Here is a 15,007-nt window from a genome sequence, read left to right as displayed (position 1 = left end):
GATGTGTGGTCAACAAGCGTCCGGCTTCGCTCGTCATCATGTCCAACCCACTTTGCTTCTGTCACTCGCCTCGTACCTGACTCTCTCACGCCCCTCCGACACCTTCTAACACCGCCCACCTTGAAGAGCCGCCCCTCATGCTCGCCCCGCCCACACAGATCGGCCCCGGAGTATGTGTCGCCGCCCCATGTGCCGCCGGCCACACAGCTCGTAACTTCTTGCGCCATGACGGCAGAACCCGTGGCGGTCCCCCACGTCGTACACGTCGACCTCTCCGGTCGTAGCGCCCTGGTGACCGGTGGTGGCAGCGGCATCGGCCGGGCCTGCGCCCTGCGGCTGGCGGCGGCCGGCGCGGCGGTGCTGGTGGTGGACCGCAACACCGAGGCGGCCAAGGCGGTGGCCGCCGAGGCGGGCGGCCGGGCCGAGGGGATCGACCTGGCCGACGTGACCGCGGTGGGCCGGCTCGACGTCGACGTGGACATCGTCATCAACAACGCCGGCCTCCAGCACGTCGCGCCGGTGCAGGACTTCCCCGTCGAGCGGTTCGAGTACATCCAGCGGGTGATGGTGGAGGCGCCGTTCCTGTTGATCCGCCGGGCGCTGCCGCACATGTACGCCGGCGGCTGGGGCCGGATCGTCAACATCTCCTCGGTGCACGGGCTGCGCGCCTCGCCGTACAAGGCGGCGTACGTGTCGGCCAAGCACGCCCTGGAGGGGCTGTCGAAGGTGGTCGCGCTGGAGGGCGCCGCGCACGGGGTGACGGCCAACTGCATCAACCCGGCGTACGTGCGCACCGCCCTGGTGGAGAGCCAGATCGCCGACCAGGCGGCCACCCACGGCATCGGCGCCGACGAGGTGGTGGAGAAGATCATGTTGGCCCGGGCGGCGATCAAGCGGCTGATCGAGCCGGAGGAGGTGGCGGAGCTGGTGGCGTACCTCTGCTCGCCGCCGGCCGCGTTCATCACCGGCGCGTCGATCGCCCTCGACGGGGGCTGGACGGCCAACTAGTGGCGTCGCGCACAATGTCGCTCATGTCGTCGCCGGTCGAGTTCCTGGAGCTGCTGGCCCGGGAGGCCGCCGCGGTCGAGTTCGAGGGGCCGCTGGTGGCCGCCCGGGCCGCCGGGCTGCCCGCCGACCAGCTGGCCGAGCTGGAGCAGGCCAAGACGGTGGCGCTGCGGGTACGGGCGCTGCTGGAACGCCGCCGCCGGCGCGAGATCGAGCTCTCCGGCCTGTACGACACCGCCAGCGACCTGGCCGGCCTGCGCGACCTGGACGACGTGCTGCGGGCCATCGTGCACCGGGCGCGCATCCTGCTCGGCACCGATGTGGCGTACATGACGCTGAACGACGACGAGCGCGGCGACACCTACATGCGGGTCACCGACGGTTCGATCTCGGCGCGCTTCCAGGGGCTGCGGCTGGAGATGGGCGACGGCCTCGGTGGCCTGGTGGCGCAGACCGGCACCCCGTACGCCACCGCGAACTACCCGGAGGACGGCCGGTTCCGGCACACCGGGGAGATCGACGACGGGGTCGGCGAGGAGGGGCTGGTGGCCATCCTCGGCGTGCCGCTGCGCCTCGGGTCGAGCGTGATCGGCGTGCTGTACGCGGCGAACCGGTCGGTCCGGCCGTTCGCCCGCGAGGAGGTGTCGCTGTTGGTCTCCCTGGCCGCGCACGCGGCGGTGGCGATCGACACCGCGCGGCTGCTGGCCGAGACCCGTTCGGCGCTGGCCGAGCTGTCCGCGGCGAACAGCACCATCCGGGCGCACAGCGCCTCGGTGGAGCGCGCCGCCGCGGCGCACGACCGGATGACCGCGCTGGTGGTACGCGGCGGCGGGATGGAGGACGTCGCGGCGGCGGTCACCGACGTGCTCGGCGGGGCGCTGCTGGCGCTGGACGCCGAGGGCCGGCGGCTGGCCCGGGTGGGCGAGATAGCGGAGCCGGACCGGGCCGACCTGGTGGAGGCGGTGGCCGCGTCGCGTACCGAGGGGCGCAGCGTGCGCCGCGGTCCGCTCTGGTACGCCGCGGTGGTCGCCGGCACCGAGAACCTGGGCGCGCTGGTGCTGCGCCCGGACGACGAGCTGGTCGACGCCGACCAGCGGATCCTGGAGCGGGCCGCGCTGGTCACCGCGCTGCTGCTGCTGTTCCGGCGTACCGTGGCCGAGGCGGAGGGGCGGGTCCGGGGCGAGCTGCTGGACGACCTGATCGCCCGGCCGCTGCGGGACACCGACGCGCTGCGCAGTCGGGCCGGCCGGCTCGGGGTCGACCTGGACGCCCCGCACGTGCTGGTGGCGGTGGGCGACGACGTGATCGCCGCCACCGGTTCGGCCCGGCAGCGGGTGCTCTCCTGGGCCACCACGTACGCCTCCACCCGGGGTGGGCTGGCCGCGGCCCGGGACGGCCGGGTGGTGCTGATGCTGCCCGGCGTGGACGCCGGCGGCAGCGCCCGCGCGGTGGCCCGGGACCTGTCCCGGGTGACCGGCCGGCCGGTGACCGCCGGGGCGAGTGGCCCCGCCACCGGGCCGGCCGCGCTGACCACCACGTTCGCCGAGGCGGCCCGCTGCCTGACCGCGCTCGGCGCGCTGGGCCGCGCCGGGCAGGGGGCGAGCACCGCCGAGCTGGGCTTCGTCGGCCTGCTGCTGGGTGCGGTGGGCGACCCGGGCGACCGGGACGTGGCCCGGTTCCTCACCGCCACCGTGGGTCCGGTGGTGGACTACGACGCCCGGCGGGGCACCGCGCTGGTGCGGACGCTGGAGGCGTACTTCGGGGTGGGCGGCAGCCTGGCCCGGGCCGCGGAGCAGCTGCACGTGCACGTCAACACGGTGACCCAGCGGCTGGAGCGGGTGGGGCAGCTGCTCGGCACGGACTGGCAGCGACCCGACCGTGCGCTGGAGGTGCAGCTCGCGCTGCGGCTGCACCGGCTGCGCCACCCGGCCGGCTGAGCTGAGCTCCTCCCCGGCCGCCCGCTCGGCGTCGGGCGACTCAGCGGGGGCGGATGCCGTCCAGCACCAGGTCGACGATCTGCTCGGGCATGATCCGCTCGTCCAGCTCCGGGTGCCAGCGCAGCATCCGCTGGATCAGCATCGGACCGGCGAGCAGCGCCATGGTCAGCTCGATGTCGAGGTCGGCGCGCAGTTCCCCGGCGTCGACACCGCGCCGGAGCACCTCGCGCATCAGCTTCCGCCGCGGCTCGATGATGTTCTGGTAGAGCTGGTAGCGGTCCGGGCTGCGGTTCACCTCGGGCGCCAGGCAGGGCATGATCCGGGCGGCCCGCGGGTCGATGTTGTGCCCGATCGCGCCGACCAGCAGGATCAGGTCGTCGCGGACGGAATGCCCGGCCGGCTCCGGCGGGTGGCCCTTGAGGGTACGCAGCGCGTCGAGCAGCAGCGCCTCCTTGCCCGGCCAGCGACGGTAGATGGTCGCCTTGCCGACCCCGGCGCGGGCGGCGATCGCCTCGATGGCGAGCGTCTCGATGGTGTTCCCCTCGGCCAGCAGGTCCAGGGTGGCGCCGATGATCGCCTCGTCCGCGCGGACGCTCCGCGGCCGGCCGGGCGGCCGCGGAGCGTCAGCGCTGGAAGTCATGTCAGACATTGAACCCGAAGTCAGGCGGTTCCGGCCAACTCCGGCTCGGTGGCGGGGGCGAGAGCCGGCGTCGTCCCGGCCCGACCCGGCAGCCAGCGCAGCGCGACGACGATGCCGAGCGCGGCGACCACCGCGCTGATCCCGGCCGCCCAGTGCATGGCGGTGACGAAGGCGTCGTTGGCCGAATCGATCAGCGCGGGCGCGGCGGGACCGAGCCGGTCGGCCGCCGCGTACGCGCCGGAGATCGACTCGGTGGCCGCCTCCCGGGCCGCGGCGGGCAGCGCGGCCACGGCCGGGGCGATGTCCTCGCGGTAGACCGCGGAGAGCACCGAACCGAGCACCGCCACGCCGAGCGCGCCGGCGACCTGCCGGATGGTGTTGCTCACCGCCGAGCCCACGCCGGCCTTCTCGCGGGGCAGCGCCGACATGATCGACTCGGTGGCCGGCGGCATGATGTTGGCCATCCCGGCGCCCTGCACGAAGGTCAGCAGCAGCACGATCCAGATCGGGGTGTCCGCCTCGACCAGCACGAACCCGCCCAGCGACACGGCGGTCAGGGCGAGGCCGGTCACCGCGACCGCCCGGCCGCCGAACCGGCGGACCATGGCCGCGCTGCGCGGGGCGAAGAAGAGCTGGGCCCCGGCGAACGGCAGGAACAGCAGGCCGGTCTCCAGCGGGCTGTAGCCGCGCACCAGCTGGAGGTAGAAGGCGTTGAAGAACATCACGCCCATGGCGGCGAAGAAGACCAGCCCGATCAGGGTGACCGGGGCCGCGAACCGGGGCATCCGGAACAGCCGGACGTCCAGCGACGGGTGGTCGCTGCGCAGCTCGTGCACGATGAAGAAGGCCAGCACCGCCAGGCCACCGACGATCGCCAGCCAGACCGGGAGCCGGCCGAAGCCGTGTTCGCCGCCGTCGATGATGCCGTAGGTGAGCGCGACCAGACCGACCACGGACAGCAGCACACCGAGCAGGTCGACCCGGCCGGGGCTCGGATCCCGGGACTCGGGGACCAGGGTGGCGACCAGCACCACGCCCAGCGCCACCACCGGCACGTTGATCAGGAAGACCGACCCCCACCAGTAGTGCTCCAGCAGCGCACCGCCGAGCACCGGCCCGATCGCGACGCCGAGGCCGACCGCGCCGGCCCAGACGCCGATCGCCCGGCCCCGCTCCCGGGGGTCGAAGACGTTGGAGATGATCGACAGGGTCACCGGCATGATGGCTGCCCCGCCGACGCCCATCAGGGCCCGGGCCGCGATCAACTGGCCGGGGCTCTGCGCGTACGCGGACAGCAGCGACGCCAGTCCGAACAGGACCAGCCCGATCAGCAGGAAACGCCGCCGCCCGGACCGGTCGCCGAGCACGCCGAAGGTGAACAGGAGGCCGGCGAAGACGAGGGTGTAGGAGTTGATCGACCACTCCAGCTCACCCTGGCTGGCGCCGAGGCCGTGCACCGGGTCGGCGAGGGTGCGCAGCGCGACGTTGAGGATGGTGTTGTCGAGGACGACCACGAGCAGGCTGATCACCAGCACGCCGAGGATCGCCCACCTCCTCGGGTGCCCGGTGTTCTCGTGCAGTTCCATTCGGCCCGTTTCTCCCCCCGGTAGCCCCGTGCCGCGCAATACGATACGGGTCAGGCTCGTAACGAACGTGAGCCTAGGCCGGGAGATTTCGATACGGAACCGGTTCGTATCTCTTGTGGGCCACGTCACCGGCCCCGACCGGGGGCCCCGCCTTGCCAGCGTCAGGCGCTTGCGGGCCGCCTCGCGGCCTCGGCCGGCATCGGATCGGTCAGCACCAGACGAACTCCCGGGTAGTGGTGACCACTACCCGGGAGTTCGTCGGGACGGGCGTGCCGGAGGCGCCGCGGCCGGATCAGCCGTCGGTGCGGCCCCGGCGGGCCTGCCAGCGCTGGATCAGGGCCACCGCGGTGCCCCAGATCCCGCGCCGGAAAAGCAGCACGGCCAGCACGAAGATGGTGCCGGTGACCAGCCCGATCTGCTCGAAGCCGGAGAACGACAGCCAGTCCTCCAGCCGGACGAGCAGCGCCGCGCCGAGCACCCCGCCCCAGAGCGTGCCGATCCCGCCGAGCACCACGACGATGACCGCCTTGCCGGAGGTGGTCCAGTGCAGCACGTCCAGCGACACGAACTGGTGTCCCATCGCGAACAGCCCACCGCCCAGCCCGGCGAGGAACGCCGACAGCACGAACGCGGTCAGCTTGTACCGGTGCACCGGGTAGCCGAGGGCCCGGGCCCGGGCCGGGTTGTCGCGGATGCCGACCAGCACCCGCCCGAACGGCGAGTTCACGATCCGCCACGCGGCCCACAGGCCGAGCAGCGCGATCGGCAGCGCCGCGTAGTAGAAGTAGAACTCGTCGGACAGGTCGAGACCGCCGAGTTCGCGGGGCACCGCCTGGAGGCCGTTCTCACCGCCGGTGACCGAGCCCCACTTGTTGGCGACGTAGTAGATCATCTGCGCGAAGGCCAGCGTCACCATGGCGAAGTAGATGCCCGTGCGCTTCACCGCGAGATAGCCGATCGGGACGGCGATCACGGCCGCGGCCACCGCACCGGTCAGCACCGCGAGCGGGAACGGCAGGCCGGCCTTGATCGCCGCGATGCCGGCCACGTACGCCGACGTGCCCCAGAATGCGGCGTGACCGAAGGACATCAGCCCGGTGAAGCCGAGCAGCAGGTCCACCGAGACCGCGAAGAGTGCCCAGCACAGGATGTCCACGGCGACCGCCGGGTAGAGGTCGTTGGGCAGCCGGAGGGCGACCGCCAGCCCCACCACGAGCAGCGCGTACCGGACCCACCAGGGCGCCCGGGAGATTGCCACCAGCCCCGAGCGGGCCGGACCCGGCTTCGCCCCGGGCTCGCTCTCGACCGCTGTGGTCATGCGGGTGCCTCCTCACGCCCGAACAGGCCGGCCGGGCGCCACATCAGCACGGCGGCCATCACGATGAACACCAGGGTCTGCGACAGGATCGGCCAGTCGGCCAGGTAGACCACGCCCCAGGCCTGGATCAGGCCGATGCCGAACCCGGCGGCCACCGACCCGAAGATCGAGCCGAGGCCGCCGATCACCACGACCGCGAAGACCACGATGATCAGGTCGGCGCCCATCAGCGGGTTGACCGCGCGCATCGGGGCGGCGAGCACCCCGGCCAGTCCGGCGAGCGCGATGCCGAAGCCGAAGACCGGGGTCACCCACCGTCCCACGTTGATGCCGAACGCCCGGGTGAGTTCCGGGCGTTCGGTCGCCGCCCGCACCACCATGCCCACCCGGCTGTGGGTCAGCGCCCACCACACCGCGACGCAGATCGCGACCGCGAAGCCCAGCACGAAGACCCGGTAGGTCGGGAAGTCGAAGATGCCCAGGTCGACCGAGCCGCCGAGGGACTCCGGGGTGGCGTACGGGATCGACTGCACGCCGTACCGGGACTTCACCAGGTCCTGCAGGATGAGCACCAGGCCGAAGGTGAGCAGGAAGTTGTAGAGCGGATCGAGCCGGGCCAGGCGGTGCACGAAGGCCCGCTCGAGCGCCATGCCCAGCACCCCCAGCACCACCGGCATGATCACCAGCGCCCACCAGAACGGCACCCCGAACTCGGTCAGCAGGACGTACGCCCCCATCGCGCCGAGCATGTAGAAGGCGCCGTGGGCGAAGTTGACCACGCGGAGCATCCCGAAGATGACCGCCAGGCCGAGGGCGAGCAGGGCGTAGAACGCCCCGTTCACCAGCCCGTCGAACGTGTGCTGAAGGAAACCGGTCATGGCCTCGTCACATCTTGCACTCGGCCGACGGGGACGCGAACGCCTCGGTCGCCGGGATGGTCTTGACGACCTTCACGTAGTCCCAGTCCTCGGTCACCTCGGCCTGCGGCTTGACCTGCGCCAGGTACGCGTCGTGCAGGACCCGGTGGTCCTCGGCGCGGATCTTGCCGTTACGCAGGAAGACGTCGTTGACGTCCTTGCCCTCCAGGCCCTTCACCACGGTGTCGGCGTCGTCGGTGCCGGCGGACTGCACCGCCTCCAGGTACTGCGTGGCGGCGGAGTAGTTGGCGGCGTGGGCGAACGTCGGCCGGGTGCCGGTCTCCTTCAGGAACCGGTCCGCCCACTCCCGGTTCTGCTGGTCGAAGTTCCAGTACCAGGCGTCGGTGTACGTGGTGCCGGCCAGCGCGGCCGGGGTCAGCGAGTGAATGTCGGTGAGGAACATCAGGCCGACCGCGAGACCGACCCCCTTGTCCCGCAGCTTGAACTCGTTGTACTGCTTGACCAGGTTCACCAGGTCGCCGCCGGCCTGCATGGTGCCCAGGGTGTCCGGCTTCGGGTTCAGCGTCGGCGCCTTCAGCAGGAAGGTGGAGAAGTTGTCGTTCGGGAACGGCGTGGCGTCCTTGGCCACGACCTTGCCGCCGGCCCCCTGCACCGCCGCCGAGAACTTCTTCTCCATGTCCTGGCCGAACGCGTAGTCCGGGTAAACGATGTACCAGTTCTTCGCGCCCTCCTGAGTCGCCGCCGTGCCGGTGCCATGGGCCAGCATGTACGTGTCGTACGCGTAGTGGAACGTGTACTTGTTGCACGCCTTGCCGGTCAGGTCGGTGGTCGCGCCGGTGATGTTGAAGTAGAGCTTCTTCTTCGCCTTCGCGACGTCGGCGACCTTCAGCGCCGCCGAGGACGTCGGCACGTCCAGGATCGCGTCCACGCCCTTGCGGTCGTAGAGCTCAGCCGCCTTGGTGTTGGCGATGTCCGGCTTGTTCTGGTGGTCCGCGGACTCGACGCTGACGTTCTTGGTGACGGCCTTGTCGCCGTACTTGGCCTTGAAGTCGGCGATGGCCATCTCGACGGCCTTCACCGAGTTCTTGCCGGACGCGTCCGCGTACACCCCGGACTGGTCGTTCAACACGCCCAGGACGATCTTGTCGTCGGTGAGCTTGGAGTCACCCGACCCGCTCGGGCCGCCACCGCCACACCCGGCGGCGAGCAGCACGGCGGCGGACGCCGCCGCCACACCTGCGGTTCTACGCATGCCGATCCCTCCAAAACCGCGCCGACGCGCGGCCATCGATGTCATTTGCAGGAAATTTCAGATGCCGAGGTACGCCAGCAGCTCGCGCTCCCGGCTGCGCACCTCGGAGTTGTCCATCGCCTCCACCACGCGCCCCTCGGCCAGCAGGTAGTGCCGGTCGGCGACGCCGGTGGCGAAGTGCAGGTTCTGCTCGACGAGCAGCACCGTCACGCCGTGCTTCTTGGCCTCCCGCAGCAGGTCGCCGACCTGCTGCACGAGCAGCGGGGAGAGCCCCTCGGTGGGCTCGTCGCAGAGCAGCAGCCGGGCGCCCATCCGCAGCACCCGGGCCAGGGCGAGCATCTGCTGTTCGCCGCCGGAGAGCTTGGTGGCCGGCGAGTCGCGCCGCAGGTGCAGCGCGGGGAACGCCTCGTACACCCGCTCGAGCGACCACGGGTCGGGGCCGACCCGGGGCGGCAGCGTCAGGTTCTCGGTGACGGTGAGGGAGGCGTACGCGCCCCGGTCGTCGGGCACCCAGCCCAACCCGAGCCGGGCCCGCCGGTGCGCCGGCAGCTTCGTCACGTCCCGGCCGTCCAGGGCGACCGTGCCGGACTTGCCGGAATGCAGCCCCATCACGCAACGCAGCAGGGTGGACTTACCGGCGCCGTTGCGCCCGACCAGGGTCACCACCTCGCCGGCGGCGACCTCCAGGCTCACCTCCCGCAGCACCCGCGCCTCGCCGTACCAGGCGGAGAGGTTCTCAATGCGCAGCATCAGCGGCTCCCAGGTAGGCGGTGATGACCCGCTCGTCGGCGCGGACCTGCTCGTACGGCCCCTCGACCAGCACCGTGCCGGCCTGGAGCACGGTGACGGTGTCGGCGAGGCGGCCGACCACGCTCATGTTGTGCTCGACCATCACCACGGTCCGGCCCTTGCGCACCGCGGCGATCAGGTCGACGGTGCGGTCGACGTCCTCCAGCCCCATCCCGGCGGTCGGCTCGTCGAGCAGCAGCACCTTCGGGTCCAGGGCGAGCGCGATGGCCAGCTCCAGGGCCCGCTTGCGCCCGTACGCCAGCGCCTCGGCAGGGGCCTCGGCCAGCTCGGCGAGACCGACCATGTCCAGCAGTTCCTCGGCGCGTTCCCGGTAGCGGCCCATCAGTTGCACCGAACGCCAGAACCGCCAGCCCAGGCCGCTCGGCGACTGCAGGGCCAGCTCGACGTGCTCCCGCGCGCAGAGCTGCGGGAAGAGGCTGGTGATCTGGAAGGAACGGGCCACCCCCAGCCGGGCGACCTGCTCCGGTGCCAGCCCGGTGACGTCCCGCCCGGCCAGCTCGATCCGCCCGGCCGTCGGTGGCAGGAAGCCGGTGAGCAGGTTGAACAGCGTGGTCTTGCCGGCGCCGTTCGGGCCGACCAGGGCGTGCACGCTGTCCGCGGCGACGTCGAGGTCGACCTGGTCGACGGCGCGGAAGCCCCGGAAGTCGCGGGTCAGCCCGCGGGCTGACAGGAGCGCTTGCCCGGCCATCGCCACACCCTCCGCAGGTTCACGGCGACGGCCAGGTCGGTGACAGTGGTCACAGGGCCGTCGCGTGCTGGAAACCTACGGTGGCCCGGCAGAGTCGAACCATGTCGATCTCCCACACATTCGCCCACTGTGGCACGGCCCCGATCCCCATAGGGAACGGGCCCGTTCCGTGCCGGCACCGCCCCGCACGCCAGTCGGCGGCGCTCGACATGTGGGGCGGCACCGTCACCGGGGCCGGGGCGCACGCCGCCCGGTCCGGCGCTCAGCCCTCCGCCGCCTGCCGGGCGGGACCGACCGTGCGGTCGTACTCGGCGGCGAGGCCGTGCAGCAGCGCGTCCAGGCCGAGCACGAAGGCGCCCTCGTCGACGCTGCGCTGGTGCCCGGCCAGCCGGTGCGCCTGGTGCAGGTGCGGATGATCGACGTACAGGTCGGGGTCGTCGGAGAAGCCCCTCGCGAACGAGCCGAGCGCGGAACCGGCCACGAAGTAACGCAGCGCCGCGCCGATGTGGGTGGCCCGGGCGGGCGGCCAGCCGGCCCGGATCAGCCCGCCGTACACCGCGTCGGCCATGGCCAGGGCGGCCGGCCGGCGGCCGGGGCCCTGCACCAGGTACGGCACGATGTGCGGGTGCGCGGCGAGCGCCCGCCGGTAGGAGTGCGCCCAGTGCCGCAGCGCCGCCGGCCAGTCGAGGGTGCCGAAGGCCGAGGTGTCGACCGTCGCGGTGACACTGTCGGCGACCGCGTCGAGGATCTCGCCCTTGGTGGCGAAGTGGTTGTAGAGCGACGGGCCCTGCACGCCGAGTTCGGCGGCGAGCCGGCGGGTGGAGAGCGCCGTCAGCCCCTCCGCGTCGATGACCGCCCGGGCCGCGTCGACGATCCGCCGCCGATCCAGCAGCGGCTGCCGAGGTCGGGGCAACAGGTCCTCCTCGTGGTCGCCGGCGGTCGGTGACGTCGACTCTGGACGCCGGAAAACTTACACCGCTAGTTTAAGGGCGGCTGCCGGCCGGCGACACCTCCGGAAAGGGGACGGACACTGTGGACTTCGCGCTGACCGACGAGGAACGGGCGGTGCGGGACACCGCCCGAACGTTCATCGCCCGCGAGGTGATGCCCCTGGAGCAGGAGGTGCTGCGCCGCGAGCGCGCCCACCGCCCCGGGCTGGACCGCACCGAGCTGCGCGAGCTGCAACTGCGGGCGAAGAAGTTCGGCTTCTGGGGGCTGGCGACCCCGCCGGAGTACGGCGGCATGGACCTGCCCGCCGTACTGCAGTCGCTGATCTGGACCGAGCTGGGGCGGACCTTCGTGCCGTTCCGGTTCGGCGGGGAGGCCGACAACATCCTGTTCCACGCCACCGCGGAGCAGCAGCGCGAGTTCCTCGTCCCCACCATCGAGGGCGAGCGGCTCTCCTGCTTCGCCATCACCGAGCCCGGCGCCGGCTCGGACGCGGCGAACATCAGGATGCGCGCCCGCCGCGACGGCGACGACTGGGTGCTCGACGGCGAGAAGACCTTCATCACCGGCGGCAACGACGCCGACTTCGCCATCGTGGTGGCGGTCACCGACCCGGAGCAGGGCGCCCGCCACGGCGGCGCGACCGCGTTCCTGGTGGACCGGGCGATGGGCTGGCGGTCGGAGTTCATCCAGACCATGGGCGAGGGCGGTCCGGCCGCCCTGGTCTTCGACGGCGTGCGGGTGCCGCACCGCAACGTCCTCGGCGAGGTGGGGCAGGGCTTCGCGCTCGGCATGGAGTGGATCGGCAAGGGCCGTTACACCATCCCCTCGCACGCCCTCGGCATCGCCGAGCGGGCGTTGCGGATGGCGATCGAGCACGCCAACACCCGGGAGACCTTCGGCGCCAAGATCGCCGTCAACCAGGCGATCCAGTGGATGATCGCCGACTCGGAGACCGAACTGGAGGCGGCCCGCTGGCTGGTCCTGCGGGCCGCCTGGACGGTGGACCAGGGCCTGGACCCGCGACACGCGTCGTCGATGGCCAAGCTCTACGGCGCCGGCATGGTGAACCGGGTGGTCGACCGGGTGCTGCAGATCCACGGCGGGATGGGCTACACGCGAGAGCTGCCGATCGAGCGCTGGTACCGGCAGGTCCGGCTCTACCGGATCTTCGAGGGCACCGACGAGATGCAGCGGCTGATCATCGCCCGCGATCTGCTGCGCGGCTACACGAAGATCGGCGGGCACCTGGCCTGAGCGCCCCCGGCCGGCCCGTTCCGGGCCGGCCGGGGGCGGCCCGGGTCAGTCGGTCAACGCCTCGACGGCCCGGTCGACGTCCGCCACCGAGGTGTAGAGGTGGAAGGACGCCCGGACCCGGCCGGCGCGGACCGCCGCGCGGATCCCCGCCCGGGCCAGCCGCTCCTGCGCGTTCGGCGCCTCGACGCTGACGATCGCGCTGTCCCCCGGCGGCCGGCCCAGTCCGGCGAGGAACCGGTTCGCCAGCGCCACGTCGTGCCGGTGGACGGCCGACAGCCCGATCTCGGCGAGCAGCTCCAGGGCCGGGGCCGCGCCGACGTAGTTCAGCCAGGCCGGCGAGATGTCGAACCGGCGAGCGTCCCCGGCCAGCCGCAGCGGGAGCCCGTAGTACGACTCGGCGGGATCCTCGCCCGCGTACCAGTTGGCGGCGTCGGGACGCATCCGGTCCCGCAGCGCCGGGGCCAGGTAGGCCAGCGCCACGCCGCGCGGCGCCATCAACCACTTGTACGCCCCCACCACCACCGCGTCCGCCAACCCCGCGTCGAAGGGCAGCCAGCCGCAGGCCTGGGTGGCGTCGACCACGACGAGGGCGTCGTGCGCCCGGGCCGCCGCGACGAGCTTCTCGTACGGGGCGACCGTGCCGTCGGCGGACTGCACCAGGCTGAACGCCACCAGGTCGGTGTCGGCGTCGATCGCGTCGACCAGGCCGGCCAGCGCGACGGTGCGTACCCGCACCCCGCGCTCCTGCTGGACCAGCCACGGGAACAGGTTGGAGGTGAACTCGACCTCCGGCACGAGCACCGTCGCGCCCGGCGGCAGCGCGACCGCCACCGGCGCGATCAGCTGCGACGCCGCGGCGCCGACCGCCACGTCGGCCGGGTCCACCCCGATCAGGCCGGCGAAGGCGGCCCGGGTCCGGCCCACCGACTCGTCCCAGCCCTCGAACGACACCCGCCCACCCCGCCAGTCGGCGAGCATCTCCTGCACCGCGGTCCACGCCGGTTCCGGCGGCAGCCCGTAGGTGGCGGTGTTCAACCAGCCCGGTTCGGGCTGCCACAGTCCTCGCGCCTGCTCCAAGTCCATTCCGCGACGCTAGCCCCACCCCACCCCCGCCCGGCACCACCAATTCCCCACCCGTGGCCCGCAAGGAAGGGCTGGCCGCCACAGGCGCCACGCCGCCCGCCGCCACGGGTACACCGCGACGGCGGGCGAGCGGGGTGCGGCGGGCTCAGGCCGGGGCGCCGGCCAGGGTGGCCGGGCGGCCCGGCGGCTCGTCGCCGGCGGGACCGTCCTCGGGACCGCCCTCGGCCGGTTCGTCCTCGTCGAGCATGGTGGTCTCGTCGAACGGGCGGCGGCCGGCGAGCACCTCGGCGGCCTGCTCCCGGTCGAACTCACCGGTCCAGGTGCCGACCAGGACGGTGGCCACCGCGTTGCCCGCAAAGTTGGTCAACGCCCGGGCCTCCGACATGAACCGGTCGATGCCCACGATCAGGCCGACCCCGTCCACCAGATCAGGGCGGTGCGACTGCAGACCACCGGCCAGCGTCGCCAGACCGGCGCCGGTCACCCCGGCGGCCCCCTTCGACGCGATCACCATGAACACCAGCAGACCGATCTGCTCCCCCACCGCCAGCGGCTTGCCGAGCGCGTCGGCGATGAACAACGACGCCATCGTCAGGTAGATCGCCGTGCCGTCCAGGTTGAACGAGTACCCGGTCGGCACCGTGATCCCCACCACCGGCTTCGACACCCCGACGTGCTCCATCTTCGCGATCAACCGCGGCAGCGCCGACTCCGACGAGGAGGTCGACAGGATCAGCAGGAACTCCCGGCCCAGGTACGCCAACAGCTTGAAGATCGACACCCGGGCCACGAACCACAACAGCGCACCCAGCACCACGAACACGAACACCACGCAGGTCGCGTAGAAGCCCACCATGATCTGCGCCAGGCTCTTCAACGCGTCCACCCCGGTCGCGCCGACCACCGCCGCGATCGCCCCGAACGCACCGACCGGCGCCACCCACATGATCATCGCCAGCACCTTGAAGACGAGGCGCTGGAGCACGCCCACGGCGCGCAGCACCGGCTCGCCCCGGGTGCCCATCGCCTGCACGCCGAAGCCGACCAGCAGCGCCACCAGCAGCGTCTGGAGCACCTCGCCCTCGGTGAGCGCGGAGAGCAGCGAGGTCGGGATGACGCCGAGCAGGAAGTCCACGGTCCCCTCGGACTCGCCACCGGCCGCCTGCCGGCCCGCGTCGGCCACCTCCGGCCCCAGGTTCAGCCCGGAACCCGGATGGATCAGGTTGCCGACCACCAGGCCGATCGCCAACGCCACCGTCGACATCAGCAGGAAGTAGCCCAACGCCAGGCCACCGACCTTGCCGACCTTGGCGGCCTGCCGGACGGACCCGACGCCCAGCACGATGGTGCAGAAGATGACCGGGCTGATCATCATTTTGATCAGCGCCACGAAGCCGGTCCCGAGTGGCTTCAGCTCCTTGCCGACCTCGGGGGCGACCAGGCCGACCACGATGCCGGCGACGACGGCCGCGATGACCGCCAGGTAGAGGTACCGGGTCCGGTCCCGGCGGGCGGGCCGGACGGCCGCGCTGGTGGAAGTGGTGGTGTCCATGCCCACAATGTGAAGCGGGTCTCACCGCAGGGCAGCCTTGCGTTCATTCTGTT

At 72.3% G+C, this 15,007-nt stretch carries 13 protein-coding genes; 3 read left to right on the top strand and 10 right to left on the bottom strand.

Going from position 1 to position 15,007, the window contains the following annotated elements; all coding sequences use genetic code 11:
• Nucleotides 1–225: 225 nt before the first annotated feature.
• Together AB0H57_RS12315 and AB0H57_RS12310 are read left to right on the top strand one after the other, a co-directional pair.
• Entirely contained in the window at nt 226–1,008 is a 783-nt protein-coding gene (locus tag AB0H57_RS12315) for a 3-hydroxybutyrate dehydrogenase (protein WP_357505509.1), read from the top strand.
• Nucleotides 1,008–2,942, top strand: a complete 1,935-nt coding sequence (locus tag AB0H57_RS12310) for a helix-turn-helix domain-containing protein (protein ID WP_357505507.1) — start codon at nt 1,008–1,010, stop codon at nt 2,940–2,942. Before AB0H57_RS12315 ends, AB0H57_RS12310 begins: the two co-directional genes overlap by 1 nt.
• Before the next feature lie 40 nt (nt 2,943–2,982).
• Here AB0H57_RS12310 and AB0H57_RS12305 read toward each other — a convergent pair whose 3' ends face one another.
• The 8 genes from AB0H57_RS12305 to AB0H57_RS12270 all read right to left on the bottom strand — a co-directional run bounded on the left by AB0H57_RS12305 (nt 2,983) and on the right by AB0H57_RS12270 (nt 11,027).
• Complete coding sequence (locus AB0H57_RS12305; protein ID WP_357505505.1) at nt 2,983–3,591, bottom strand: TetR/AcrR family transcriptional regulator; 609 nt, start codon at nt 3,589–3,591, stop codon at nt 2,983–2,985.
• Between the two features lie 11 nt (nt 3,592–3,602).
• A complete protein-coding gene (locus tag AB0H57_RS12300) occupies nt 3,603–5,168 on the bottom strand; it encodes an MFS transporter (protein WP_357505503.1) in 1,566 nt (521 codons plus the stop codon).
• Nucleotides 5,169–5,460: 292 nt separating this feature from the next.
• Complete coding sequence (locus tag AB0H57_RS12295) at nt 5,461–6,486, bottom strand: branched-chain amino acid ABC transporter permease (RefSeq protein WP_357505501.1); 1,026 nt, start codon at nt 6,484–6,486, stop codon at nt 5,461–5,463.
• The gene (locus tag AB0H57_RS12290) at nt 6,483–7,364 is read right to left on the bottom strand and encodes a branched-chain amino acid ABC transporter permease (RefSeq protein ID WP_357505499.1); all 882 of its coding nucleotides are present in this window, start codon (nt 7,362–7,364) and stop codon (nt 6,483–6,485) included. Before AB0H57_RS12290 ends, AB0H57_RS12295 begins: the two co-directional genes overlap by 4 nt.
• Before the next feature lie 7 nt (nt 7,365–7,371).
• A complete protein-coding gene (locus AB0H57_RS12285) occupies nt 7,372–8,616 on the bottom strand; it encodes an ABC transporter substrate-binding protein (protein WP_357505497.1) in 1,245 nt (414 codons plus the stop codon).
• 57 nt (nt 8,617–8,673) lie between these two features.
• Entirely contained in the window at nt 8,674–9,366 is a 693-nt protein-coding gene (locus AB0H57_RS12280; protein WP_357505495.1) for an ABC transporter ATP-binding protein, read from the bottom strand.
• On the bottom strand, nt 9,353–10,114 hold the full coding sequence (locus AB0H57_RS12275; protein WP_357505493.1) for an ABC transporter ATP-binding protein: 762 nt from the start codon (nt 10,112–10,114) through the stop codon (nt 9,353–9,355). The genes AB0H57_RS12280 and AB0H57_RS12275 overlap by 14 nt, the downstream gene beginning before the upstream one ends.
• Nucleotides 10,115–10,376: 262 nt before the next feature.
• Entirely contained in the window at nt 10,377–11,027 is a 651-nt protein-coding gene (locus AB0H57_RS12270) for a TetR family transcriptional regulator (protein ID WP_357505491.1), read from the bottom strand.
• A gap of 119 nt (nt 11,028–11,146) precedes the next feature.
• Here AB0H57_RS12270 and AB0H57_RS12265 point away from each other — a divergent pair, with 119 nt between their 5' ends.
• Nucleotides 11,147–12,319, top strand: coding sequence for an acyl-CoA dehydrogenase family protein (locus AB0H57_RS12265; RefSeq protein WP_357505489.1), 1,173 nt, complete (start codon nt 11,147–11,149; stop codon nt 12,317–12,319).
• A gap of 45 nt (nt 12,320–12,364) precedes the next feature.
• Here AB0H57_RS12265 and AB0H57_RS12260 read toward each other — a convergent pair whose 3' ends face one another.
• Together AB0H57_RS12260 and AB0H57_RS12255 are read right to left on the bottom strand one after the other, a co-directional pair.
• Nucleotides 12,365–13,402 carry an aminotransferase class V-fold PLP-dependent enzyme gene (locus AB0H57_RS12260; protein WP_357505487.1) on the bottom strand — a complete coding sequence of 346 codons (1,038 nt, stop codon included), beginning with the start codon at nt 13,400–13,402 and terminating at the stop codon, nt 12,365–12,367.
• A 145-nt stretch (nt 13,403–13,547) separates the two neighbouring features.
• Entirely contained in the window at nt 13,548–14,954 is a 1,407-nt protein-coding gene (locus tag AB0H57_RS12255) for a cation:dicarboxylase symporter family transporter (protein WP_357505485.1), read from the bottom strand.
• Nucleotides 14,955–15,007: the final 53 nt, after the last annotated feature.

The organism is Micromonospora sp. NPDC050686, from assembly GCF_040654475.1.
Taxonomy (GTDB): domain Bacteria; phylum Actinomycetota; class Actinomycetes; order Mycobacteriales; family Micromonosporaceae; genus Micromonospora.
Note: the sequence above shows the minus strand (reverse complement) of the source record. Positions and strands in the feature narration are given on the sequence as shown.

Excerpts from the sequence above, each read along its gene's own strand:
- AB0H57_RS12295 (WP_357505501.1), bottom strand. The coding sequence starts at position 6,486 with ATGACCACAGCGGTCGAGAGCGAGCCCGGGGCGAAGCCGGGTCCGGCC.
- AB0H57_RS12255 (WP_357505485.1), bottom strand. The coding sequence starts at position 14,954 with ATGGACACCACCACTTCCACCAGCGCGGCCGTCCGGCCCGCCCGCCGG.
- AB0H57_RS12315 (WP_357505509.1), top strand. The coding sequence starts at position 226 with ATGACGGCAGAACCCGTGGCGGTCCCCCACGTCGTACACGTCGACCTC.
- AB0H57_RS12300 (WP_357505503.1), bottom strand. The coding sequence starts at position 5,168 with ATGGAACTGCACGAGAACACCGGGCACCCGAGGAGGTGGGCGATCCTC.
- AB0H57_RS12285 (WP_357505497.1), bottom strand. The coding sequence starts at position 8,616 with ATGCGTAGAACCGCAGGTGTGGCGGCGGCGTCCGCCGCCGTGCTGCTC.
- AB0H57_RS12280 (WP_357505495.1), bottom strand. The coding sequence starts at position 9,366 with ATGCTGCGCATTGAGAACCTCTCCGCCTGGTACGGCGAGGCGCGGGTG.
- AB0H57_RS12275 (WP_357505493.1), bottom strand. The coding sequence starts at position 10,114 with ATGGCCGGGCAAGCGCTCCTGTCAGCCCGCGGGCTGACCCGCGACTTC.
- AB0H57_RS12260 (WP_357505487.1), bottom strand. The coding sequence starts at position 13,402 with ATGGACTTGGAGCAGGCGCGAGGACTGTGGCAGCCCGAACCGGGCTGG.
- AB0H57_RS12290 (WP_357505499.1), bottom strand. The coding sequence starts at position 7,364 with ATGACCGGTTTCCTTCAGCACACGTTCGACGGGCTGGTGAACGGGGCG.
- AB0H57_RS12305 (WP_357505505.1), bottom strand. The coding sequence starts at position 3,591 with ATGTCTGACATGACTTCCAGCGCTGACGCTCCGCGGCCGCCCGGCCGG.